Here is a 23142-nt window from a genome sequence, read left to right on the forward strand (position 1 = left end):
GTGACAAGCACAAGAATTCAGGGGAACGACGATGACTGCTACAGCATGCCGAGTCGGCGTGGACATAGGTGGGACCTTTACGGATATCGCGCTGGATGTCGGCGGGGTGTTGCACTCGACCAAGATTCTGACGGACTACGCATTGCCCGAGCGTGCGATCCTCACGGGTGTGCAGGCGGTCGTCGACGCGGCAGGCCTGAAGCTGTCTGATATCGAGCAGCTGATCCACGGCACCACCCTGGCCACCAACGCCCTGATCGAGCGCCGCGGCGCGCGCACTGCGTTCATCACCACCGAAGGTTTTCGCGACACGCTGGAGATGCGCACCGAAAACCGCTTCGAGCAGTACGACATCAACATTGCCCTGCCACCGCCGCTGATCGAGCGCGAGCACCGCTACACCCTGCGCGAGCGCCTGGACGTACGCGGCAACGTGCTGATCGCCCCGCAACAGGCCGATACCGACGCGCTGGTGCAGCGCATCGGCGAGGGCGACTACCAGAGCGTGGCCATCGGCCTGATCCACAGCTACATCAATGGTGCCCACGAGCGCCTGTTGCGCGACGCCCTGCAGGCACGCCTGCCACACCTGTCGATTTCGATCTCCAGCGAAGTCTCGCCGCAGATGCGCGAGTTCGAACGCTTCAACACCGTGTGCGCCAACGCCTACGTCAAACCCCTGATCAAGTCGTACCTGGACCGCCTGGTGGTCACCCTCAAGGCCGCCGGCGCCGATTGCCCGGTGTTCATGATCCATTCCGGCGGCGGCATCATCTCGGTGCAGAGCGCCGCCGAGTTTCCGGTGCGCCTGGTGGAGTCGGGCCCGGCGGGCGGGGCGATCTTCGCCGCCGACATTGCGCGCAAATACGCGCTCGACGCGGTGGTGTCGTTCGACATGGGCGGCACCACTGCCAAGATCTGCCTGATCGAGAACCAGGTGCCCAAGACCGCCAAGACCTTCGAAGTGGCGCGCACCTACCGCTTCAAGAAGGGCAGCGGCATGCCGATTTCCATCCCGGTGGTGGAGATGGTCGAGATCGGCGCCGGCGGCGGTTCCATCGCCAGCATCGACAGCATGCGCCAGATTCGTGTGGGCCCGCACAGCGCGGCGTCCGAGCCGGGCCCGGCCTGCTATGACCGCGGTGGCCTTGAGCCGACCATCACCGATGCCAACCTGCTGCTGGGCCGCCTGGATGCCGACAATTTTGCCGGCGGCGCGCTGCGCCTGTCGGTCGACAACGCCGCCGGCGCGGTGGACCGGGTGATCGGCCAGCCGCTGGGCATGGACCCGCGCACCGCCGCCTTCGGCATCTGCGAAGTGGTCGACGAGAACATGGCCAACGCCGGCCGGGTGCACGCGGTGGAGAGCGGCAAGGACATTGCCGACTACACCATGATCACCTTTGGTGGCGGTGGCCCGCTGCACGCTGCGCGTCTGTGCGAAAAGATGGGTGTGTCGCGCTTTCTGGTGCCGGCCGGCGCCGGGGTAGGGTCGGCCATCGGTTTTCTGCGTGCGCCGTTCGGCTATGAAGCGGTACGCAGCGCCTTCGTGCGCCTGGCCGAGTTCGAGGCGGGGCAGGTCAATGCACTGATTGACGACATGAAGGCCGAGGCCCTGGGCTTCCTGCGCCAGGGCATGCCCGAGGGCGAGCCGGAGATGGAGTGCACCGCGTTCATGCGCTACGTCGGCCAGGGCTGGGAGATCCCCGTGAGCCTGCCGTTCAAGGCTTTCAGCAACAGCGACACGGCGCAGTTCAAGACGCTGTTCGAGGCGGCCTACACGGTGTTCTTCGGTCGCCCGATCGAAGGCCCGGACGTGGAGATCGTCAGCTGGTCGGTCAAGGCCAGTTCGCCCTTGCCGCCCGTGGCGCTGGCCAGCCAGGTCAAGGCCTCGCACCGCGCCCACGAAGTGGCGCGTCGCCAGGTGTTCGACGTGGTCGCCGGCGGTTTCGTCGATGCCGGCATCTACCAGCGCGAAGCGCTGCAGGTCGGTGCGCGCATCGATGGCCCGGCGATCATCGCCGAGCGCGAAACCTCGACCTTCGTGTCGTCCTCGTTCACCGCCACGGTTCAGCCCGACGGCTGCCTGCTGGTCGTCCGGCGCTAAGCCGCATTCGTTTGGAAGGCGATAACCCATGAGCGAAACAATGATCGATATTCAAATGCAGGTGATGTGGAACCGCCTGGTGTCGGTGGTCGAAGAACAGGCCCTGACCCTGATCCGCACCGCGTTCTCCACCAGCGTGCGCGAAGCCGGCGACCTCTCGGCCGGGGTGTTCGACCGCGCCGGCAACATGCTGGCCCAGGCCGTCACCGGCACCCCCGGCCACGTCAACACCATGGCCGAGGCGGTGGTGCACTTCATCAACGACATCGGCCCGGACAACATCTTCGAAGGCGACGTGTACGTCACCAACGACCCGTGGAAGGGCACCGGGCACCTGCACGACATCACCATCGTCTCGCCCTCGTTCTACAAGGGCCGGCTGATCGGCTACTTCGCCAGTACCGCCCACGTGGTGGACATCGGCGGGCGCGGTTTCGGCCCGGATGCCCGCGAGGTGTACGAGGAAGGCCTGTTCATCCCGATCATGAAGCTGTTCGAACGCGGCCAGGTGAACCGCGACCTGATCAACATCCTGCGCAACAACGTGCGCGAGAACGACCGCGTGGTCGGCGACTTCTACGCACTGTCGGCCTGCAACGAGACCGGGCACAAACGCCTGCTGAGCATGCTCGACGAGTTTGCCCTGGACGACCTGGAGCACATCGGCGGGTTCATCCTGGAGCACAGCCGCCGCGCCACCCTGGAATGCTTCAAGTCGCTGCCCCATGGCACCTACCACAACAGCATGACCCTGGACGGCTACGACGTGCCGGTGACGCTGGCGGTGACCCTGACGGTGGGCCCGGACGGCATTCTCACCGACTTCAGCGGCACCTCGGGCATGAGCCAGTTCGGCATCAACGTGCCGCTGGGCTACGCCAAGGCCTATGCCTGCTACGGGCTCAAGTGCATCGTGGCGCCGGAGATCCCCAACAACAGCGCCTCGCTGGAGCCTTTTGCGGTCACTGCGCCCGAAGGCTGCATTCTCAATGCCAAGCACCCGGCGCCGGTATCGGTACGCCATGTACTGGGCCACTTCGTGCCCGACCTGGTGCTGGGTGCGCTGCACAAGTGCCTGCCCGGCCAGGTGCCGGCCGAGGGCGCCAGCGCACTGTGGAACCTTCACCTGAGCGTGCGCCCGCTGGACAGCAACCCGACCGGGCGCAACGCCGAGATGCTGATGTTCAACAGCGGCGGCATGGGCGCGCGCTCCGGCATGGACGGCCTGAGCGCCACCGCGTTCCCCAGCGGCGTGCACACCATGCCGGTGGAAGCCACCGAACAGGCCGGCCCGGTGGTGGTGTGGCGCAAGGAACTGCGCGAAGGCTCTGGCGGTGCCGGCCTGCTGCGCGGCGGCCTGGGCCAGGAAATCGAGGTGTCGGCCGCCGAAGGCTACAGCTTCCGCTTCAGCGCCATGTTCGACCGCATCCAGTACCCGGCGCGTGGGCTCGAGGGGGGCAAGGAGGGGGCCCAGGGCTACGTGGGCCTGGACGACGGCACCCTGCTGCGCGGCAAGGGCCAGCAGTTCGTGCCGGCCGATCGGCGCCTGGTGCTGCGCCTGCCGGGTGGCGGCGGTTACGGCGACCCGCGCCAGCGGCCACGCCACGAGGTGGCGCGCGACCTGCGCTTTGGCTACATCAGTGCCAGCCAGGCACGCGACGACTACGCCTTCGAACCCGGCCAGGAGGGCTGACCCATGGACTTTCAGAGTGCCCGTGTGCGGGCGGTGAAAAGCTCGCCGAGCATGGCGGTATCGGTGCTGGCCAAGCAGATGCTGGCCAAGGGCGAGCCGGTGATCAACCTGAGCCTGGGCGAACCGGACTTCAACACCCCGGCCCACGTGATCGAGGCCGCGCACCAGGCGATGCTCGAGGGCAACAACCACTACACCGCGCCCAATGGCCTGGAGGTGCTGCGCCAGGCCATCGTCGACAAGTTCGAGCGGGAAAACGGCCTGCGCTACGCACTGGACGAAATCTGCGTGGGCAATGGCGCCAAGCAGCTGCTGTTCAATGCGTTTCTCGCCACCCTGGAGCAGGGCGATGAAGTGCTCACGCCAGCGCCGTACTGGGTGTCGTACACCGACATGGCGATGCTCAACGGCGGCGTGCCGAAGGTGGTGCCGTGCGGCGCCGAACACGGCTTCAAGCTGGATGCCGCGCGCCTTGAGGCCGCCATCACCCCGCGTACCCGCTGGCTGATGCTGAACTCGCCGAACAACCCCTGCGGGGCGATCTACAGCCGTGAAGAGTTCGCGGCCCTGGGCGCCGTGCTGGAGCGCCACCCCCGGGTGCTGGTGATCTCCGACGAGATCTACGAGCACATCGTGCTGGGCAGGCAGCCGTTCGTGTCGTTCGTCAGCGCCTGCCCGCACCTGCGCGAGCGCACCCTGCTGATCAACGGCGTGTCCAAGGCCTACGCCATGACCGGCTACCGCCTGGGCTATGCGGCCGGGCCACGCGAGCTGATCGTGGCAATGAACAAGACCCAGTCGCAGACCACCACCTGCCCGTCGACCATTTCGCAACTGGCGGCTGCTGCGGCGCTCAACGGCCCGCAGGATTTCGTGCGCCAGGCCAATCGCGAGTACCAGGCCCGAGGAGCGCTGGTGGTCGAGGGCCTGGCGGCCATCGAGGGGCTGAGCCTGCAGATGCCCGAGGGCGCGTTCTATGCCTTCCCGCAGTGCGCCGCGTTCATCGGCAGGCGTACGCCGGACGGGCAGGTGATCGAAACCGACGCCGACCTTGCCAGCTACCTGCTGCGGGTGGGCAAGGTGGCCACGGTGCCGGGCTCGGCCTTTGGCCTCGAACCCTACATTCGCCTGTCGTTCGCCACCTCGCGCCAGGAGCTGGAGCAGGCCCTGGGGCAGCTGCGCGATGCGTTCGCGGCGCTGGCCTAGTAACGACAAACCGACTTTCACGAGGTTTCAAGCATGAGCAAGCCGTTCAAACGTTTGTTGATCACCGGTGCAGCCGGCCGCCTGGGCAGCGTGTTGCGCAAGCACATGCAGGCCTTTGCCGACGAGCTGCGCCTGACCGATATCGCCGACATGGGCAGCGCCGCGCCGCACGAAGAGCTGGTGCGCTGCGACTTGGGCAACCTGGCCGATGTGCTGCCGCTGGCCGAGGGCGTGGATGCCATCATCCATGCCGGCGGCGTGCCGGTGGAGGACACCTTCGCGGCGATCCTCAACGGCAACATCGTGGGCACCTACAACATCTATGAAGCGGCGCGCCAGCATGGCGTCAAGCGCGTGATCTACACCAGCTCCAACCACGCCATCGGCTTCTATGACCGCACCGAAACCATCGACGCCAGCGCAGCGCACCGCCCCGACAGCCTGTACGGGGTGAGCAAGTGCTTTGCCGAGGACCTGGGCCGCTACTACTGGGACAAGTTCGCCATCGAGTCGGTGAACCTGCGCATCGGCTCCTCGTTCCCCGAGCCGCTGGACCGGCGCATGCTCGCCACCTGGCTGTCGTTCGCCGACTTCGCGCAGCTGTGCGAGCGCTCGCTGCTGGCGCCACGGGTCGGCCACATGATCGTGTACGGCATGTCCGACAACCGCGAAACCCTGTGGGACAACCGCCTGGCGTCCTCCCTCGGCTACGTGCCCACGGACAGCGCCGACGACTACCGCGAGAAGGTCCTGGCCGAGCACCCGCCGCTGGACCCGAACGAGCCGGCAGCGCGCTACCACGGCGGCAACTTCGCCGGCGCCGGCCACTTCGAAGACCCGAAATGACCTTTTCCGAGCACTTTTGAAGAGACCCCAGCCATGGCTTCGACAGCAACAAAGCAGTATTACGATGTGGTGATCGTCGGCGGTGCGGTGAATGGCAGCGCCACCGCGTACTTTCTGGCCAGCAACCCGGACTTCACCGGCTCGGTGCTGGTGGTGGAGCGCGACTGGACCTATGCCCAATCGGCCACGGCGTTGTCCAGCAGCTCTATCCGGGTGCAGTTCTCCAACCCGATCAACATCCAGATCTCGCGCTTTGGCGCGCAGTTCATCCGCGACTTCCCCGAACTGATGGCGGTCAATGGCGACAGGCCCGACCTGGCCTTCAAGGAGAACGGCTACCTGTTCCTGGCCGACCAGAAGGGCTTCGACGTGCTCAAGCGTCTGCACCAGACCCAGCTGGACAACGGTGCCGACGTCACGTTGCTGGACACCGAGGCGCTGATCCGCCGCTTCCCGTGGGTCAACCCCGACAGCCTGGCCGGCGGCACCTATGGCGAGAGGGACGAGGGCTGGTTCGACAACTACGGGATCATGAACGGCTTTCGCAGAAAGGCCCGCAGCCTGGGCGTGGAGTATGTCGAGAACGAAGTGGTCCAGGTGCTGCGCGAGGGTGATGTGATCACCGGTGTGCGCCTGGGCGATGGCCAGTTGATCGGCTGTGGCCAACTGGTCAACACTGCCGGCACCCGTGGACGCCAGGTGGCGCGCCTGGCCGGGCTGGACATTCCGGTGGAGGCGCGGCGCCGTTCGCTGTTCGTGTTCGACTGCCATACGCCGCTGCCCGGCACCGTGCCGCTGACCATCGACCCCACCGGGGTGTTCTTCCGCCCCGAAGGCCACCTGTACCTGGGCGGCACCTACCCACGCCACGACCCGGAGGTGGATTTCAGCGACTTCGACGTGATGCACGACGAATTCGAGGAAGAGGTGTGGCCGGTGCTGGCCGAGCGTGTGCCGGCGTTCGAGGCGATCAAGGTGGTCAACTCCTGGGCCGGGCACTACGACTTCTGCGTGCTCGACCACAACGCCATCGTCGGCCCCCATGACCAGGTGCGCAACTTCCTGTTCTGCAACGGTTTCAGTGGCCACGGCCTGCAGCAGGCACCGGCCATCGGCCGCGGCCTGAGCGAGCTGATCATCTACGGGGGCTACCGCACCCTGGACCTGAGTGCCCTGAGTTATCAACGGGTGATCGAGAACCGTCCTTTCCTGGAAGACTCGGTCATCTGACCGCGCCGCCTGATGGAGAACAACAAGATGAACACTGACAACAACGGGCTGCGCACGGGCGGGCAGGTGCTGGTCGATGCCTTGCGCATCAACGGCGTGGAACGCGCGTTCTGCGTGCCCGGCGAGAGCTACCTGGCGGTGCTCGATGCCTTGCACGATGCCAGGGACGACATCGAGCTGATCGTGTGCCGCCAGGAGGGCGGCGCCGCCTACATGGCCGAAGCCTACGGCAAGCTCACCGGCAAGCCGGGTATCTGCTTCGTCACCCGCGGGCCGGGGGCGACCAATGCCTCGGTCGGCGTGCACACCGCCTTCCAGGACTCCACGCCGATGATCCTGTTCATCGGCCAGGTGGCCCGCGACCAGGTGGAGCGCGAAGCCTTCCAGGAGATCGACTACCGCCGCATGTTCGGCCAGATGGCCAAGTGGGTGGTGGAGGTCGACGATGCCGCGCGCCTGCCCGAGCTGCTCAGCCAGGCGTTCCACCGCGCCACCAACGGCCGCCCCGGCCCGGTGGTGGTGGCGCTGCCCGAAGACATGCTGACGGATCGGGTGGCAGTGGCCGATGCCGGCCCGGCCCGGCGGATCGAAGCGGCGGCGGCATCTGCCGACCTGCAGCGCCTGCAGGCTCTGCTGGGCGAGGCACAGCGCCCGTTGGTGGTGCTGGGCGGTGGCGGCTGGACCGCCGCGGCGGTGGCCGATGCGCGGCGCTTCATCCAGGCCCAGAACCTGCCTGTGGCGGCTTCGTTCCGCTGCCAGGACCTGTTCGACAACACCTTGCCCCAGTACGCCGGCGACCTGGGCCTTGCCGCCGGCCCCGAGCTGGTGGAGGCGGTGAAAAGCAGTGACCTGCTGCTGGTGATCGGTGCACGCCTGGGCGAGATGAGCACCGGCGGCTATGCCCTGGTGGACATTCCGGTGCCCAGGCAGGCGCTGGTGCACATTCACCCCGGCATCGAGGAACTGGGCCGGGTGTACCAGCCGACCCTGGCGATCAACGCCGGCATGCCGACCATCGCCGCGCAACTGGCGGCGCTGGCGCCGGTCAAGCCGCAGGCATTCGCCGAGTGGGTACAGCGCCTGAACAGCGGCTACCGGGCCAACTTCGAATGCCCGCGTTCGCCCGGTGCGGTGCAGATGAGCGAGGTGATCGCCTGGCTCAACCAGCACCTGGCCGCCGACAGCATCATCACCTGCGGTGCCGGCAACTACACCGGCTGGGTGCACCGCGGCTACCAGCACCAGGCGTTTCGCACCTTGCTGGGGCCCACCAACGGCTCGATGGGCTATGGCGTGCCGGCGGCGATTGCGGCCAAGCTCACCGCGCCGCAGCGCAGCGTGGTGGCGTTCGCCGGTGATGGCTGCTTTCTGATGAACGGCCAGGAGCTGGCCACTGCCGCGCACTATGACGCACGGGTCATCGTGGTGGTGGTGAACAACGGCATGTACGGCACCATCCGCATGCACCAGGAGCGCAGCTACCCGGGGCGGGTGTCGGGTACCGACCTGCACAACCCCGACTTCGCCGCGCTGGCACGGGCCTATGGCCTGCATGCCGAAACGGTGAGCGCCACCGAGCAGTTCGCGGGTGCGTTCGAGCGTTGCGAGGCGTCGGGCAAGCCGGCGCTGATCGAGGTGCAGATCGACCCCGAGGCGCTGACCCCGCGCATGACCCTCAGCCAGATCCGCGAAAAGGCCCTGGCGTCGCGTTGACCCTCCAGGCGGGGGCAGGGTCTGCCTCCCGCCGTTTCCCCCTATTCCCCTGCGAGCCCATCAGCATGAACCTTGCCGATCCTGATCTGCTGCGTGAACGTTGCTATATCGATGGAACCTGGGTGGGCGCCGACAGCGCCCGCAGCATTGACGTGACCAACCCGGCCACCGGCCAGCGCCTGGGTGGCGTGCCGCGCATGGGCGCCGACGAAACCCGCCGCGCCGTGCTCGCCGCCCAGGCGGCGCTGCCGGCCTGGCGCGCCCTCACCGCGAAGGAACGCGCCAGCCGCTTGCAGGCGTGGTTTCGCGAAATTCTCCTGCACCAGGAAGACCTGGCGCGCATCATGACCGCCGAGCAGGGCAAGCCCCTGGCCGAGGCCCGTGGCGAGATCGCCTTCGCCGCAGCCTATGTGGAGTTCTATGCCGAGGAGGGCAAGCGCCTGTATGGCGACGTGATCCCCTCGCCGCAGGCTGACCGGCGCCTGCTGGTGACCAAGGAGCCGATTGGCGTATGCGCGGCGATCACGCCGTGGAACTTCCCGGCGGCGATGATCACGCGCAAGGCCGCCCCGGCCCTGGCGGCCGGCTGCACGCTGGTGCTCAAGCCCGCCTCGCAGACCCCGTTCAGCGCCCTGGCGCTGTGCGTGCTGGCCGAACGCGCGGGCATACCGCGTGGCGTGCTCAACGTAGTGACCGGCGACTCGGCCGCCATCGGTGGCGAACTGACCGCCAACCCGGTGGTGCGCAAGCTGTCGTTCACCGGCTCCACGCCCATCGGCATCCAGTTGCTGCAGCAGAGCGCGGCCACGGTGAAGAAGGTGACCCTGGAGCTGGGCGGCAACGCGCCCTTCATCGTGTTCGACGACGCGGACCTTGAGGCGGCGGTGGAGGGCGCACTGGTGGCCAAGTTCCGCAACAGCGGGCAGACCTGCGTGTGCGCCAATCGCTTCTACATCCAGGACGGCATCTACGAGCGCTTTGTCGAGCGCTTTGCCCAGCGGGTCGGCGAGCTGGTGGTGGGCGAGGGCAGCCAGGCCGGCACCACCGTCGGCCCGCTGATCGATGCCAAGGCCGTGGCCGGGGTCGAGGCGATGGTGAGCGACGCACTGGAGGGCGGTGCGCGACTGGTCGCCGGTGGCCGGCGCCACCCCCTTGGCGAGGCGTTCTACCAGCCCACCGTGCTGGCCGAGGTGACACCGGACATGCGCGTGGCCCGCGAGGAGATTTTCGGGCCGGTGGCGCCGCTGTTTCGCTTTCACAGCGAAGAACAGGTCATCGCCCAGGCCAATGCCACCGAGTTCGGCCTGGCCTGCTACCTGTATGCACGGGATGTGGGGCGGATCTGGCGGGTCTCGGAGGCCCTGGAGTACGGCATGGTCGGCGTCAATGTCGGCGTGCTGGCCACCGAGGTCGCACCGTTTGGCGGTGTGAAGTCATCGGGGCTGGGGCGCGAAGGCTCGCGCTACGGGATCGAGGATTACCTCGAGATCAAGTACGTGTGCCTGGGCCTGGGCTGACCCGCGAGGGCAGGGCGACAGCGCCGCTCAGTCGCCGCTGTCGACCAGGCGCTGGTAACGCGACAGGCTTTCTTCCAGGTGCTTGCGCACCGCCGAACGGGCGGCGTTGACGTCGCCCATGCTGATGGCCGAGAGAATCGCGCCGTGTTCGCGGCCGATCTTCTTGATGTGCGCCAGGCGGTTCTTGCCGGTGGACTGGCCGTGCTTGAGGTTGAGGTCGAAGATGATGTCCGGGCCCAGGGCTTCGAGCAGCTGCGGGAAGTGCGGGTTGTTGGTGGCGCGGGCAATCGCCAGGTGGAACTCGAAGTCGGCACGGGCCTCTTCCTCGAGGTTGGAGCCGTCCAGCGCGTTGAAGCGGTCGAAGGCCTCGGTGATCTGCGCCACGCTGGTGGGGCTGCGGCGCTCGGCGGCACGCGCGACCGACTCGGTCTCGATGCCCAGGCGCAGTTCCAGCACGTGGGCGGCGGCGCGCACGTCATCGACTGCGGTGCTCAGGGCAAAGCCCAGGCGCTTGACGTCCTGCTCGACCACGAATACGCCTACACCCTGGCGGGCGATCAGCCGACCGCCCAGACGCAACGAGGCCACGGCCTCGCGAATCACAGGGCGGCTGACGCCGAATTCCTTGCACAGCTCCTGTTCGGACGGAAGCTTCTGCCCCGGCCCGTATGTGCCATTGTCGATCCGGTTGGACAGCTCGTGGATCACTGTCTCCGCCAGATTGGCCCTGCGCGTTCCAAACGACGCATTCATAGTTGTGTAGCTCCTGAAACTGATGTGCTCATCACGATGGATTGAATGGTTGAACAGGTTGGCGCATCCGTCAAACGCGATCTGCGTCGATTTCACCCGACCCGCTAAAAACCCGAAGTAGCGGCGAAAATGTAGCCATATGTTATCAAACAACTGACTTGTTATGGTGCAAGCGCCTGATTCTACTGCAATCCCATGCCTCGTTAAGGTGCATGGATCAAGGCGTGCGTGGCTTTTGTCAGCATTTTCATTTTCCTCAAGCATACACCCATTGACAGTTGCCTGCTGACTGTTATCTTACAAGTGCGCCGGCGAGGTTGGCCAGGCGTGTGCAGTTCGTCCAATGATTACTGGGAGCTGAGAATGAATAAGAACAACCGGGGTTTGACCGCCCTTGCTGCACTGATGGCAACACTGATAGGGGCTGGCACGGCGAACGCGGCGGACACCCAGCTGGTACGGATCGGCTTTGCCGGCCCGCTGACCGGGCCCTCTGCACACCAGGGGCTGGATGTGGAACATGGCGTGAGCATCGCCATCGAAGAGGCCAACCAGCAGCAGTTGAAGCTGGGCGACAAGGTGGCCCAGTTCAAGCTGGTGTCCGAGGACGATGTGGCCGACCCGCGTACCGGTACCGCCGTGGCGCAACGCCTGGTGGATTCGAAGGTGGCGGTGGTGATCGGGCACTACAACTCGGGCACCAGCATCCCGGCCTCGAAGATCTACGCCGATGCCGGCATCCCGCAGATCTCGCCGTCGGCGACCAACCCGGCGCTGACCCGCCAGGGCATCAAGACCGTGTTTCGCGTGGTCAACGACGACGCCACCCTCGGCCGCTATGCCGGCAACTACCTGGTCAAGACCCTGCAGGCCCAGCGCATCGCGATCTTCGACGACCGCACCGCCTACGGCCAGGGCCTGGCCGACGAAGTGACCAAGGCGGTCAAGGCCGCTGGTGGCAACGTGGTGGTACGCGAATACACCAACGACAAGTCCACCGACTTCAATGCCATCCTCACCACCGCCAAGTCGCAGAAGGTCGATGCGGTGTTCTTCGCCGCCCTCGACTACCAGGCCGCCCCCATGGCCAAGCAGATGAAGAACCTGGGCCTGAAGGCCAGGTTCATGAACATCGGCAACCTGCCCAACGACGAGTTCAAGAAGATGGCCGGCAGCGCCGCCGAGGGCGTGTACGCCTGGAACTACGGCACCCCGTTGCTGGAGATGCCCAAGGGCGCGGCGTTCGAGCAGAAGCTCAAGGCCAAGTTCGGCACGGGCGTGGTGCAGTCCTCGCCTGCGGCGTACGACGCCACCTGGGCGGCGATCACCGCCATGGTCAAGGCGCAGTCGGCCGACCCTGCCGTGTACCTGCCGGTACTCAAGAGCGAAAGCTACGAGGGCGTCACCGGCACCATCGCATTCGATGAATTCGGCAACCTGAAAAGCCCGGCCGCCACGGTGTTCCAGTTTGCCGACGGCGGCTGGAAAACCCTCTCGGTCGAGCGCGACTGAGCCGTTGCTCTACCTCGAATAACAAGCGGGCCGCCCGGCTCGCAACAATAAGAAGCGTTCATTTCTGACCTGCCAGGCATGCCGCCGCGTCGCTGTTGCCAGCGCACGCGGTGAGCGACAACGCAGTTTTGAGGATTCAGCTCGTGGAAGGCAATTTCGATATCTTGTTGCAGCAGGTCCTCAACGGCCTGGTGCTGGGCAGCATCTATGCCCTGGTAGCCCTGGGCTACACCATGGTCTACGGCATCATCGGCCTGATCAACTTCGCCCACGGCGAGGTGGTGATGGTGGGCGCCATGGTGACCATCTCGGTGCTGAGCATGCTCGCGGGCATGGGCTTTGCGCCCGGCATCCTGACCCTGCTGCTGGCGATCATGGTGGCGGCGGCGGTGTGCATGCTGATGGCCCAGGGCATGGAGAAGTTCGCCTACCGGCCCTTGCGCAAGGCCCCGCGCCTGACCCCGCTGATCCTCGCGATCGGCATCTCGATCGCTTTGCAGAACCTGGCGATGATGATCTGGGGGCGTGGCTACAAGACCTTCCCCGAAGTGGTCGAAACCCGCCCGATCGAGGTGTTCGGCGCCACCGTCACCAACGTGCAGATGAGCATCATGATCATTTCGGTGGTGATCATGCTGGGGCTGTGGCTGCTGGTCGACAAGACCCGCCTGGGCAAGGCCATGCGCGCCACCGCGCAGAACCAGGAAGTGGCAGGGCTGATGGGCATCAACATCAACCGGGTGATTTCCGCGACCTTCCTGATCGGTGCCGGGCTTGGCGCCATCGCCGGGGTGATGCGCGCGGTCAACTACGGCCAGGCCGACGCCTACATGGGCCTGCTGCTGGGGCTCAAGGCCTTCTCGGCGGCGGTGCTGGGCGGCATCGGCAACCTGTTCGGGGCCATGGCCGGCGGGCTGCTGCTGGGCCTGATCGAGTCGCTGGCCGCCGGCTACACCGGCCACCTCACCGGGGGCTTCCTGGGCGCCAACTACCAGGACATCTTCGCGTTCGCCGTGCTCATTCTGGTGCTGCTGTTCCGGCCCAACGGCCTGATGGGCGAACGCCAGGCCGACCGGGCCTAGGAGGCAACGCACATGAAAAACCAAACCGCACAGTACCTGCTGCTGATCCTGGCGTTCGTGGCCTTGCCCTTCGTCGTCGACAGCATTCCGTTTCTGGGGCCCACCTGGGTACGCATCCTCGGCTTTGCCATGCTCTACGTGCTGCTGGCACTGGGCCTGAACATCGTGATCGGCTACGCCGGCCTGCTCGACATGGGCTACATCGGCTTCTATGCCATCGGCGCCTACCTGTACGCCTTGCTGGCCTCGCCGCACCTGAACATGGCCGGGCTGGTGGACGGCGTGCTGAACTGGCCGCTGTGGGTGATCATCCCGCTGGCAGCGATTGCCGCGGCCATCTGCGGGGTGCTGATCGGCGCCCCGGTGCTCAAGCTGCGCGGCGACTACCTGGCCATCGTGACCCTGGGCTTTGGCGAGATCATCCGCATCTTCATGAACAACCTCGACCAGCCGGTGAACATCACCAACGGACCGCAGGGCATCAGCAACATCGCACCCTTGCACATCGACGGCGGGGCCTGGTCGCATGCCGCAGGGCAGGCGCCCGAGGCGCTGCTGTCGCTGCAGACCTCATGGAGCCTGTTCGGGCTCAAGGTCACCCCGGTGATCAGCTACTACCTGTTCTTCCTGGTGGTGGTGATCTTCGCCATCGTGCTGTCCAAGCGCCTCGAAGTCTCGCGCATCGGGCGGGCCTGGATGGCCCTGCGCGAGGACGAGGTGGCGGCCGAGGCCATGGGCCTGAACAAGCGCAACCTCAAGCTGCTGGCATTTGCCATGGGCGCGACCTTTGGCGGGGTATCCGGGGTGCTGTTTTCCAGCTACCAGGGCTTCGTCAGCCCCGAGTCATTCACCCTGATGGAGTCGATCATGGTGCTGGCGATGGTGGTGCTCGGCGGCATGGGCTCTATTCGCGGCGTGGTGCTGGGGGCGTTGATCCTGTCGGTGATGCCCGAGGTGTTCCGCGACCTGGTCAACTGGATACAGCCGTTCGTGATGGACAACGTGACCTTCGTCAGCCGCGAGGTGCTGCGCAACGTGCTGGATGCCTCGACCCTGCGCATGCTGGTGTTCGGCCTGGCGCTGATTCTGGTGATGCGCTACCGGCCCGAGGGCCTGTGGCCGTCCAACCGGCGCCGCGCCGAGCTGCATGACGGCGACCCCGAGCCCACCCCGGCGGCGACCGCGCTGAGCACCACGGTGCCCGCGAGCACGCCGGCCTTCGATCACCCGGCCCAACAGGCGGACAAGGTATGAGCGACGTATTACTGGAGCTGCGTTCGGTCAGCAAGTTCTTTGGCGGCCTGCAGGCCCTGCACGGCATCGACCTGTCGATCCGGCGCGGCGAGATCCGCGGCCTGCTGGGCCCCAACGGCGCGGGCAAGACCACCCTGTTCAACGTGCTTACCGGGCTGTACCGGGCCGAAGAGGGCAAGGTCGAATTCGACGGCAAGCCGCTGAATATCAGCAAGCCGCACAAGGTGGTGGAGGCGGGTATCTCGCGCACCTTCCAGAACATCCGGCTGTTCCACAACATGACCGCGCTGGAAAACGTGATGATCGGTCGCCATGTACGCACCCGCTGCGGGGTGTTCGGGGCCGTGTTCCGCACCCCGGCCTGCGTGCGCGAAGAGCGCGAGATTCGCCAGGCTGCGCGGCACTGGCTGGCCTACGTGGGCATCGGGCACCTGGCCGGGGAGCTGGCCAAGAACCTCTCCTACGGCGACCAGCGGCGTCTGGAAATTGCCCGCTCGCTGGCCACCGAACCCTTGCTGATTGCCCTGGACGAACCGGCGGCCGGCATGAACGCTTCCGAGACCGAAGGCCTGCGCCAGCTGATGTGCAAGATGAAGGCCGACGGCAAGACGGTGCTGCTGATCGAGCATGACGTGAAGCTGGTGATGGGCTTGTGCGATCACGTCACCGTGCTGGAATTCGGCAGGAAGATCGCCGATGGCCTGCCGGCCGATGTGCAAAGGGACCCTCGGGTAATCGAGGCCTATCTGGGTTCGGAGGCGGTGGCCTGAACATGAAGAACATTCTTGAAGTACGCGACCTGCAGGTGGCCTACGGGGCCATCCAGGCGATCAAGGGCATCGACCTGCACATCCGCGAGGGCGAAATGGTCGCGTTGATCGGCGCCAACGGCGCCGGCAAGACCACCACCCTCAAGACCCTGGCCGGCCTGCTCAGCCCGGTGGCCGGGCAGATCACCTTCGATGGCAAGGCGCATGCGGCGATCAAGAGCTACGACCTGATCCGCCAGGGCCTGGCGCTGGTGCCGGAAGGCCGCGGGATCTTCCCCAAGCTGACGGTGTACGAGAACCTGGAGATGGGCGCGTTCTCGCGAACCGACGGCAAGGACGCGATCCAGGCCGATATCGAACGCATGTTCGGCATCTTCCCGCGGCTCAAGGAGCGCGCCTTTCAGCTGGCCGGCACCATGTCGGGCGGCGAGCAGCAGATGCTGGCGATTTCCCGGGCATTGATGGGCAGGCCCAAGCTGCTGTTGCTCGACGAGCCGTCGATGGGCCTGGCGCCGATCATCGTGCAGAAGATCTTCGAAACCATCGTCGAGGTGGTCAAGGGTGGCGTGACCCTGCTGCTGGTGGAGCAGAACGCCAGGCTTGCCTTGCAGACCTGCCAGCGCGCCTATGTGATCGATGGCGGGCGCATCGCGCTGGAAGGCCAGGCCAGCGACCTGCTGCACAACGAGCAGGTGCAGAAGGCGTACCTGGGCGAGTAGGCGCCGTTCAGGGGTGCCGGCGCTGCACCAGGGCCGGGCCCTGGTTGCGACTGTTGCCCACGGCGCTGTCCACGGGGTACCACTCGAACACCTGGGCGGGCTCGGCGAGGTCCAGCAGCAGCTGTTCGGCGTATGCCTTGGAGGTGGCGGGGTCCAGCCAGTGGCGTGCCGCATCTGCAGCCAGCACCACCGGGCGCCGGTCATGCACATCCAGCAGGCCGCCCTGGCTGTCGGCCGTGATGATCACGCAGCCGTCCTGTTCGCCGGGTGGGTCGCCCAGCTGGCCGATGGCCGCGCACAGGGCAGGGCGTCCATCGCGGCGGCGGATCAGGTAGGGCTGCTTCTTAGGCCCGCCTTCATCGACCCATTCGAACCAGTTGTCGACCGGCACGATCAGCCGGTGCGGCCAGATGGCGCGAAAGAACGGGCCGTGGGCCACCTTCTCGACGCGGGCATTGATCGGTGCCGGCTTGTCCTGCGCCCAGTGTGGCCGCCAGCCCCAGCGCAGCAGGTCGGCGTGCAGGGTGTCATGCTGCACGCCGAGTACCGCCAGCTGGGTGGTGGGGGCCACGTTGTAGTGCCCAAGCGGCGCATCGCCCACGCGGTTGACCAGTGGGTTGGGCATGCTCAGGGCGTCCACGAACTCGTGGATGCCGTGGTACTGGCTCAGTCGTCCGCACATGTGCACCTCCGCCGGCAGGCCTGTTTGAGCATAGGCCGATTTGGTGGGCGGCGGTGCGTGGCCGGTCGGCCGCTGTCAGCCGGGGGCGAGGGTCACGGCGCTTCCTGGCTCAGCGCCGAGCGCCCGGCACTGTGGAACACCACGTCATCCTGCGGGGTGTGGATGCGGCTGCACAGCACGTTGCGGTAGTGCCGCTCCAGCGGGTTGTGCCGCGAAAGCCCTGGGTTGCCGCTGGCCTCGATGGCCAGCTCCACGGCCTGGATGGCGTTGTGCGTGACCAGTTGCTTGAGCTGCCCGGCGTGCTGCGCGGTGACCTGGCCGCTGGCCGCGGAGTCGAGCAGGTTGCGGTTGGCGAACAGCAGGGTATCGATGCGCCCGACCCGCTCCTGAAAGCGCGGCAGGCTGGCCAGCGGCTGGCCGAGGTTGGACGGCACCCGCTCGCGCAGGAAGCTCACCAGCCAGTCGCGTGCGGCCTGGGCCACGCCGTCGTAGAGGCTGGCCAGCAGCACCGCCATCCACAGCTGAGCTTCGCCATCGAGCTCGGCGCGCGGTGCGCTGGCCGGGCTGACGGCCACGGCATGCTCCAGCGGCAGCAGCACATCGTCGAACTCGACGCGGTGGCTGCAGGTGGCACGCATGCCCAGGTGATCCCACTCATCGACGATGCGGATGCCGGGGCTGTCCTTGTGCACCAGAAAGCCACCCACCAGCGGGTCGGCATCGTCGCTGCGCGCCCACACCAGGTACCAGCTCAGGCCGTGGCTGCCGGTGGAGTAGAGCTTGGTGCCGGACAGGCGCCAGCCTTCGGCGGTACGCCGCGCGAGGGTCGCGGGCAGGCCGCCACGGGCCGGGGTGCCCAGCTCGGGTTCGACCCTGAAGGCATTGATCAGCGCGCCGTGCTCCACCGCTTCGCGGGCCAGGCGCTGGCGCAGCGACAGCGGCCAGCGCTGGTCGTCCTGCAGGCGCACGTGCTGCAGGTACTGCATGACCAGAATCAGTGCGGTGGAGGGCTCGCCCTTGGCCACGGCGGCCACCACCTTGCGCGCGGTGGCGAGGTCGGCACCGGCACCCCCCAGCTCGCGCGGCACGGTGAGCGCGAGCAGGCCATGGCGTTGCAGCAGGGCAAAGTTGGCGGCGGGGAAGGCACCGCTGCGGTCCACCTCGGCGGCGCTGGCGGCCAGCTCGCGGGTCAGGGTAAACAGCAGTGGGTCCAGGTCGGCGAGGGCAGGGGCCGACTCGATCGAACGGTACGGCGCGGCAATAGAAGACAGGCTCATCAGGCACTCATCGCAGAAAATCCAGGGAGCACCCGGGGGTGCCGTCGTCCCGCCCCGAGTTGTGTGTGCAGATCGGCGGGCTTATGACCGTATGCGTTAAATTTTCTGATGTAAAATTCTTTATGGTTATAAGCTAATGGCGATAATTAAACGTTATTTGCATATTAGGATATTCATAAAATGCACTTCACTGATTTATGACGAGCCGGTAGAGTCGCTCTACAATCGCCTTCAGGAGTGCACTGCATGCCACCCATTTCACGACTTCTCGCCCTCGCTGGCGCCTTGCTGCTGGCCGGGCAGGTGCTGGCCGAACCGCGTATCGAACTGCGCATCGGCGACCAGAAGGGCAACATGCGTGCCCAGCTGGAGGCCGCCGACGGGCTGCGCGACCTGCCGTATGACATCAAGTGGGCGGAGTTTCCGGCTGCCGCGCCGCTGGCCGAGGCGCTCAATGCCGGCGCGGTGGACGCCGGCATCATCGGTGATGCGCCGCTGCTGTTCGCCCTGGCGTCCGGCGCGCAGGTCAAGGCGATTGCCGTGGACAAGTCCGACGCCTATGGCACAGCCGTGCTGGTGGACCCCGGGTCGGCGCTGCACGCGGCGGCCGACCTCAAGGGCAAGCGCATCGCCACCGGGCGCGGCTCGATTGGCCATTACGTGGCGCTCAAGGCGCTGGCCAGCGCGGGGCTGAGCGAGAAGGACGTCGAGTTCCGCTTCCTTGGCCCGGTGGATGCCAGGATGGCCCTGGCCAACGGTTCGGTGGATGCCTGGGCGACGTGGGAGCCCTACACCGCGCTGGCCGAAACCACCGGCCAGGGCCGGGTGCTGGTCAATGGTCGCGGCTTGTCCAGTGGCAACAGCTTTCTGGCGGCGACCGACAAGGCGTTGGCCGACCCGGCCCGGCGCGCGGCGCTGCAGGACTACCTGGCGCGCCTGGCCAAGGCCCAGGTGTGGGCCAACCAGAACCTGGACAGCTACTCCAAGACCCTGGCGCAGATCATCGGCTTCCCGCAGGACGCGGCCCGGCTGCAGTTCGAGCGTCGCCAGTTGCGCTGGCAGGTCGTGGACGCCGGCACCATCGCCGAGCAGCAGGAAACCGCCGACTTCTACCAGGCCCACGGCCTGATTGCCCAACGTCTGGACGTGGCGCCGACCTTTGCCGGCGGCTTCGTGCTGCCCGCCAGCGTCGCCGTGACCCAGGCCCACTGACAGGAGCTGACCCCATGCAACCGTTCAAACGTCTGCGACAACTGGCCATCGGCGCGCTGCTTGGCGCCAGCCTGATCGGTAGCGCCAGCGCGGGGCAAACCCTGCGCATCGGTTACCAGAAATCCTCGACGCTGCTGATTCTGCTCAAGGCCCAGGGTACGTTGGAGCAGCAGCTGGCGCAGCAGGGCATACAGGTCAGCTGGCATGAGTTCGCCAGCGGCCTGCCGCTGCTGGAGGCCCTGAACCTGGGCAATGTCGATGTGTCGGCGGATGTGGCCGACACCGTGCCGGTGTTCGCCCAGGCGGCGGGGGCGCGGCTGACCTATTTTGCCCGCGAGACGCCATCGCCACTGGCCCAGGCCATTCTGGTGCCGGCGGATTCGCCGCTGCACAGCCTGGCGGACCTCAAGGGCAAGAAGGTGGCGGTGACCAAGGCCGCGGGGAGCCATTACCTGTTGATACAGGCCCTGGCCAGGGCCGGGTTGACCTTCAGCGATATCCAGCCGGCCTACCTGATCCCGGCCGATGGCCGTGCGGCGTTCGAGAACCGCAAGGTCGATGCCTGGGTCACCTGGGACCCGTTCGTGGCCAGCGCCCAGCGCCAGCAGCATGCGCGGGTGCTGAGCGACGGGCAGGGGCTGGCCAGTTACCAGCGTTACTACCTGGCGGGCAGCGATTACGCCAAGGCGCATCCGCAGGTGCTTGAAACCGTGTTCGGTGCGTTGCAGAAGGCAGGGCAGTGGACCAAGGCCAACCCCACGCAGGCGGCGCAGGTGCTGGGGCCGTTGTGGGGCAACCTGGATGTGGCCACGGTGGAGCAGGCCAATGCGCGGCGCAGTTACGACGTGCAGTTGGTGAAGCCGGAGCATCTGGCCGAACAGCAGCAGATTGCCGATGTGTTCTTTGCCCAGGGCCTGTTGCCGCGCAAGGTGGATGCGGCGGCGGTGTCGTTGTTCCAGCCAGTGGCAGGGCGCTGATTGCGGCTCGGCGGGTGAGGGCTGCCTGATCCACGGTGGGTTCAGGTTGTACGAGCGCTTCGCGCTCGATTCGCCGGCAAGGCCGGCGCCTCCTGTGCTTGTGCCCGAAGGGCGCAGGAGCGGGCCTTGCCCGCACCTGCGTATGCGGCCTGTCGGCCAGGGGCAGACCATACGGTCTGCTCAGGAGGTTCAGATCACCCGGAACCCATGGGTGCCATCACGCCCCAGCTGCGCCACCAACCCGAACTCCCAATCCAGGTACCCCTGCATCGCCTCACGCGGGTTGTCGGTGCCTTCATACGGCCGGCGGTAACGGTCGCTGCGCGGCACCGCCAGGTGCGTCTCGCCCGACTCCAGCGGCCGCCCCTCGGCAATCCAGCGGCCCGTACCACCCTCCAGCACGAACACCGGCACTCGGGTCAGGCGTTGCAGGTCCTGCGCCGCGAACCGCGCCAGCAAGCTGCTGCCGCAGGTCAGCACGTAACGTCCCGCCACCGGCAAGCGCTCCAGTGCCTGCTCCAGCTGTGCCCTGATCGCCCAGTGCGCGCCCGGTATGTGCCGCTGCACGTAATTGGCACTGGTGGTGAAGTCGAGCAGCACCGTGTCGGCGTCGGCCTGCCACTGCACCAACTGCTCGGGGTCGATGGTCGAAGGCTGCGGCAACGCCGGCAACGGCGGCTGCCAATCACCCGTTTCGCTGAAGTCGCCTGCGCCCAAGCCATCGAGCACCGCCACCTCCCAGCCCATCTGCGCCAACCACGACGCACTCATGTTGGCACGCACGCCATCGTCATCGATCAGCACGATGCGCGCCCCGCGCACACTGGCCACATGGTCGGTTTCCTGCACCAGCTGACCACCTGGCGTCGAGCGGCTGCCTGGCAGGTGGCCCCGGGCAAATTCCTCGGGGGTGCGCACATCGAACACATAAGTACTGCGATCGGCCTGGGCGCGCCACGCCGCCAGCGTCTGGCTGTCCGCACGCACGACGCCGGCCTTGTCGGCCACGGCGCGGGCCTGTTCGGCGGCGCGCTGCCGGTTGGCCGGGCTCACGTCGCCGAAGCGCCGCGATTGGCCATGGGCCAGGGTCTGCCCCGCCAATGTCCAGCCAATGGTGCCGTTGCGCAAAGCCGATACCGGGTTGGGAATGCCGGCGTTGACCAGCGACTGGGTGCCGATGATGCTGCGGGTGCGCCCGGCGCAATTGACGATCACGCGGGTGGCCGGGTTCGGTGCCAGCTCGGCCACCCGCAGCACCAGTTCGGCACCTGGCACGCTGATGCCGCCCGGAATGCTCATGGTCTGGTACTCATCGAAGCGACGCGCATCCAGCACCACCACGTCGGCCTTTTCGTTCAGCAGCGCGTGCACTTCTTCGGCCGCCAGCGAAGGGGTGTGGCGCTGGCTTTCCACCAGTTCGCCAAACGCCTTGCTCGGTACGTTCACATCCTGGAACAGCTCGCCGCCGGCCTCGCGCCAGCCGGCCAGGCCGCCTTCGAGCAGGGCCACGTCGCTGTAGCCAAGTCGACCCAGGCGCTGGAGCGCAATCTGCGCCAGGCCCTCGCCATCGTCATACACGGTGATCGGTGTATCGCGCCGGGGCACTCGCGCGTAGATTTCGATTTCAAGCCTGGACAGCGGGATGTTGGCCGCGAACAGCGGATGTTCCACGGCGAAGGGCGCTTCTTCGCGCACATCGATCAGGGCCAGTTCATGCCTGGCCAGCAAGTGCTGGCGCAGGTGGGCGTAGGTGCGGGTGGTCGGGGTGCTCATGGCGCAAGGTTCTCTTTTGACAGGTCCCACAGATTGGGCAGTTGGGTGTTGGAATAACCGGAAATGAAGGGTTTCTCGCTGCCGTCGGCCAGGTACACGGCACGCCTGACCGCGCCGATGTTGGCGCCGTACACGTGGATGCTGATCGACACCTGGTCGTCGAAGGCATTGCTGACCTGATGGATGTCGCCGATGCGCGGCGACACCGCCTCGACCTGGCCGCGCTCGAGGCGCACCGGGCTGCCGGACGGCAGCAGCGCGCCGTGCTCGTTGCGGGCAAAACCCTGGGCGTATTCGGCGCCGCGCAGCATGCCGATCAGGCCCCATACCCGGTGGTCGTGGACCGGCGTGGTCTGCCCCGGCCCCCACACGAAGCTGACGATGGAGAAGCGCTGGCGCGAATCGCAGTGCAGCAGGTACTGCTGATAGCGTTCGGGGCTGGGCTGGGCCAGCTCTGGCGGCAGCCAGTCGTCATGGGCCACCAGTTGCTGCAACAGGCGCTGGCCATCATCGAGAAGGGCCGCTTCATCGGTTTCTCGGTCGAGCAGGCTGGCCAGTTCGTCGATGAACTGACGCAAGCGGTCCAGGCGAAGGGGGTCGGTCATGGTCGGGGCTCTGGCTACGGTTTCGAATCACCCTAGCAACCGCCTGATGATTCTCAAAATTCAAATTGAGCATAAGCTAATATGCGTAAAGTGAATTTTAAAGCTGTTTCGATATAAATCATTTTTTATATTAGGTTATGCCTAAAATGAATTTCACAAGGGGTGGCGGGCTCGGTAGCTTATAAGCGTTCGTTTTGAAGAAAGAACCTTCTAT

At 66.4% G+C, this 23142-nt stretch carries 19 protein-coding genes; 14 read left to right on the forward strand and 5 right to left on the reverse strand.

Annotation, left to right across the window (positions count from 1 at the left end; genetic code table 11):
- The first annotated feature begins 31 nt into the window (after window positions 1-31).
- From NJH59_RS14510 to NJH59_RS14540, 7 genes are all read left to right on the forward strand, one after another.
- Entirely contained in the window at window positions 32-2107 is a 2076-nt protein-coding gene (locus NJH59_RS14510; protein ID WP_253086917.1) for a hydantoinase/oxoprolinase family protein, read from the forward strand.
- Window positions 2108-2147: 40 nt separating this feature from the next.
- On the forward strand, window positions 2148-3800 hold the full coding sequence (locus tag NJH59_RS14515; protein WP_236171901.1) for a hydantoinase B/oxoprolinase family protein: 1653 nt from the start codon (window positions 2148-2150) through the stop codon (window positions 3798-3800).
- A gap of 3 nt (window positions 3801-3803) precedes the next feature.
- Complete coding sequence (locus NJH59_RS14520) at window positions 3804-5006, forward strand: aminotransferase class I/II-fold pyridoxal phosphate-dependent enzyme (protein WP_043864052.1); 1203 nt, start codon at window positions 3804-3806, stop codon at window positions 5004-5006.
- Window positions 5007-5039: 33 nt separating this feature from the next.
- Window positions 5040-5852 carry an NAD(P)-dependent oxidoreductase gene (locus tag NJH59_RS14525; protein WP_104572562.1) on the forward strand — a complete coding sequence of 271 codons (813 nt, stop codon included), beginning with the start codon at window positions 5040-5042 and terminating at the stop codon, window positions 5850-5852.
- A 33-nt stretch (window positions 5853-5885) separates the two neighbouring features.
- Window positions 5886-7082: an FAD-binding oxidoreductase gene (locus NJH59_RS14530; protein ID WP_088514425.1), complete on the forward strand. Its 1197-nt coding sequence runs from the start codon at window positions 5886-5888 to the stop codon at window positions 7080-7082.
- A gap of 27 nt (window positions 7083-7109) precedes the next feature.
- Window positions 7110-8795, forward strand: coding sequence for a thiamine pyrophosphate-binding protein (locus NJH59_RS14535; protein ID WP_102063820.1), 1686 nt, complete (start codon window positions 7110-7112; stop codon window positions 8793-8795).
- A gap of 65 nt (window positions 8796-8860) precedes the next feature.
- Window positions 8861-10312, forward strand: a complete 1452-nt coding sequence (locus NJH59_RS14540) for an NAD-dependent succinate-semialdehyde dehydrogenase (RefSeq protein ID WP_043864048.1) — start codon at window positions 8861-8863, stop codon at window positions 10310-10312.
- A 27-nt stretch (window positions 10313-10339) separates the two neighbouring features.
- Here the strand turns inward: NJH59_RS14540 and NJH59_RS14545 are convergent, their stop codons facing one another.
- Window positions 10340-11065 (reverse strand): FadR/GntR family transcriptional regulator, encoded by a 726-nt coding sequence (locus NJH59_RS14545; RefSeq protein ID WP_043864047.1) that lies wholly within the window; start codon window positions 11063-11065, stop codon window positions 10340-10342.
- A 363-nt stretch (window positions 11066-11428) separates the two neighbouring features.
- Here NJH59_RS14545 and NJH59_RS14550 point away from each other — a divergent pair, with 363 nt between their 5' ends.
- The 5 genes from NJH59_RS14550 (at window position 11429) to NJH59_RS14570 (ending at window position 16402) form a co-directional block, all read left to right on the forward strand.
- The gene (locus tag NJH59_RS14550; RefSeq protein ID WP_052504315.1) at window positions 11429-12577 is read left to right on the forward strand and encodes a branched-chain amino acid ABC transporter substrate-binding protein; all 1149 of its coding nucleotides are present in this window, start codon (window positions 11429-11431) and stop codon (window positions 12575-12577) included.
- A gap of 143 nt (window positions 12578-12720) precedes the next feature.
- Window positions 12721-13659 (forward strand): branched-chain amino acid ABC transporter permease, encoded by a 939-nt coding sequence (locus tag NJH59_RS14555; protein ID WP_043864046.1) that lies wholly within the window; start codon window positions 12721-12723, stop codon window positions 13657-13659.
- A gap of 12 nt (window positions 13660-13671) precedes the next feature.
- Window positions 13672-14913: an ABC transporter ATP-binding protein gene (locus tag NJH59_RS14560; protein WP_043864045.1), complete on the forward strand. Its 1242-nt coding sequence runs from the start codon at window positions 13672-13674 to the stop codon at window positions 14911-14913.
- Window positions 14910-15683 (forward strand): ABC transporter ATP-binding protein, encoded by a 774-nt coding sequence (locus tag NJH59_RS14565; protein ID WP_054914344.1) that lies wholly within the window; start codon window positions 14910-14912, stop codon window positions 15681-15683. The genes NJH59_RS14560 and NJH59_RS14565 overlap by 4 nt, the downstream gene beginning before the upstream one ends.
- Before the next feature lie 2 nt (window positions 15684-15685).
- Window positions 15686-16402 carry an ABC transporter ATP-binding protein gene (locus NJH59_RS14570; RefSeq protein ID WP_043864043.1) on the forward strand — a complete coding sequence of 239 codons (717 nt, stop codon included), beginning with the start codon at window positions 15686-15688 and terminating at the stop codon, window positions 16400-16402.
- Window positions 16403-16409: 7 nt separating this feature from the next.
- On the opposite strand, the gene NJH59_RS14575 is transcribed toward NJH59_RS14570, so the two are convergent.
- Complete coding sequence (locus tag NJH59_RS14575) at window positions 16410-17084, reverse strand: SOS response-associated peptidase (RefSeq protein ID WP_078481144.1); 675 nt, start codon at window positions 17082-17084, stop codon at window positions 16410-16412.
- Between the two features lie 92 nt (window positions 17085-17176).
- The gene (locus NJH59_RS14580; protein ID WP_100632636.1) at window positions 17177-18361 is read right to left on the reverse strand and encodes an acyl-CoA dehydrogenase family protein; all 1185 of its coding nucleotides are present in this window, start codon (window positions 18359-18361) and stop codon (window positions 17177-17179) included.
- 255 nt (window positions 18362-18616) lie between these two features.
- Between NJH59_RS14580 and NJH59_RS14585 the strand changes: the two genes are divergently transcribed.
- Complete coding sequence (locus NJH59_RS14585; protein WP_153002448.1) at window positions 18617-19573, forward strand: ABC transporter substrate-binding protein; 957 nt, start codon at window positions 18617-18619, stop codon at window positions 19571-19573.
- A 14-nt stretch (window positions 19574-19587) separates the two neighbouring features.
- Window positions 19588-20550 carry an aliphatic sulfonate ABC transporter substrate-binding protein gene (locus NJH59_RS14590; protein ID WP_253086918.1) on the forward strand — a complete coding sequence of 321 codons (963 nt, stop codon included), beginning with the start codon at window positions 19588-19590 and terminating at the stop codon, window positions 20548-20550.
- Window positions 20551-20739: 189 nt separating this feature from the next.
- Here NJH59_RS14590 and NJH59_RS14595 read toward each other — a convergent pair whose 3' ends face one another.
- The gene (locus NJH59_RS14595) at window positions 20740-22323 is read right to left on the reverse strand and encodes a rhodanese-related sulfurtransferase (protein ID WP_253086919.1); all 1584 of its coding nucleotides are present in this window, start codon (window positions 22321-22323) and stop codon (window positions 20740-20742) included.
- Complete coding sequence (locus tag NJH59_RS14600) at window positions 22320-22928, reverse strand: cysteine dioxygenase (RefSeq protein WP_123753128.1); 609 nt, start codon at window positions 22926-22928, stop codon at window positions 22320-22322. Before NJH59_RS14600 ends, NJH59_RS14595 begins: the two co-directional genes overlap by 4 nt.
- Window positions 22929-23142: the final 214 nt, after the last annotated feature.

Source organism: Pseudomonas sp. VE 267-6A (genome assembly GCF_024126555.1).
Classification (GTDB): Bacteria; Pseudomonadota; Gammaproteobacteria; order Pseudomonadales; family Pseudomonadaceae; genus Aquipseudomonas; species Aquipseudomonas palmensis.

Coding starts and splice junctions, on each gene's coding strand:
- NJH59_RS14550 (WP_052504315.1), top strand. CDS start 11,429: ATGAATAAGAACAACCGGGGTTTGACCGCCCTTGCTGCACTGATGGCA.
- NJH59_RS14525 (WP_104572562.1), top strand. CDS start 5,040: ATGAGCAAGCCGTTCAAACGTTTGTTGATCACCGGTGCAGCCGGCCGC.
- NJH59_RS14600 (WP_123753128.1), bottom strand. CDS start 22,928: ATGACCGACCCCCTTCGCCTGGACCGCTTGCGTCAGTTCATCGACGAA.
- NJH59_RS14595 (WP_253086919.1), bottom strand. CDS start 22,323: ATGAGCACCCCGACCACCCGCACCTACGCCCACCTGCGCCAGCACTTG.
- NJH59_RS14535 (WP_102063820.1), top strand. CDS start 7,110: ATGAACACTGACAACAACGGGCTGCGCACGGGCGGGCAGGTGCTGGTC.
- NJH59_RS14565 (WP_054914344.1), top strand. CDS start 14,910: ATGAGCGACGTATTACTGGAGCTGCGTTCGGTCAGCAAGTTCTTTGGC.
- NJH59_RS14510 (WP_253086917.1), top strand. CDS start 32: ATGACTGCTACAGCATGCCGAGTCGGCGTGGACATAGGTGGGACCTTT.
- NJH59_RS14530 (WP_088514425.1), top strand. CDS start 5,886: ATGGCTTCGACAGCAACAAAGCAGTATTACGATGTGGTGATCGTCGGC.
- NJH59_RS14570 (WP_043864043.1), top strand. CDS start 15,686: ATGAAGAACATTCTTGAAGTACGCGACCTGCAGGTGGCCTACGGGGCC.
- NJH59_RS14560 (WP_043864045.1), top strand. CDS start 13,672: ATGAAAAACCAAACCGCACAGTACCTGCTGCTGATCCTGGCGTTCGTG.
- NJH59_RS14580 (WP_100632636.1), bottom strand. CDS start 18,361: ATGAGCCTGTCTTCTATTGCCGCGCCGTACCGTTCGATCGAGTCGGCC.
- NJH59_RS14520 (WP_043864052.1), top strand. CDS start 3,804: ATGGACTTTCAGAGTGCCCGTGTGCGGGCGGTGAAAAGCTCGCCGAGC.
- NJH59_RS14575 (WP_078481144.1), bottom strand. CDS start 17,084: ATGTGCGGACGACTGAGCCAGTACCACGGCATCCACGAGTTCGTGGAC.
- NJH59_RS14545 (WP_043864047.1), bottom strand. CDS start 11,065: ATGAATGCGTCGTTTGGAACGCGCAGGGCCAATCTGGCGGAGACAGTG.
- NJH59_RS14515 (WP_236171901.1), top strand. CDS start 2,148: ATGATCGATATTCAAATGCAGGTGATGTGGAACCGCCTGGTGTCGGTG.
- NJH59_RS14590 (WP_253086918.1), top strand. CDS start 19,588: ATGCAACCGTTCAAACGTCTGCGACAACTGGCCATCGGCGCGCTGCTT.
- NJH59_RS14540 (WP_043864048.1), top strand. CDS start 8,861: ATGAACCTTGCCGATCCTGATCTGCTGCGTGAACGTTGCTATATCGAT.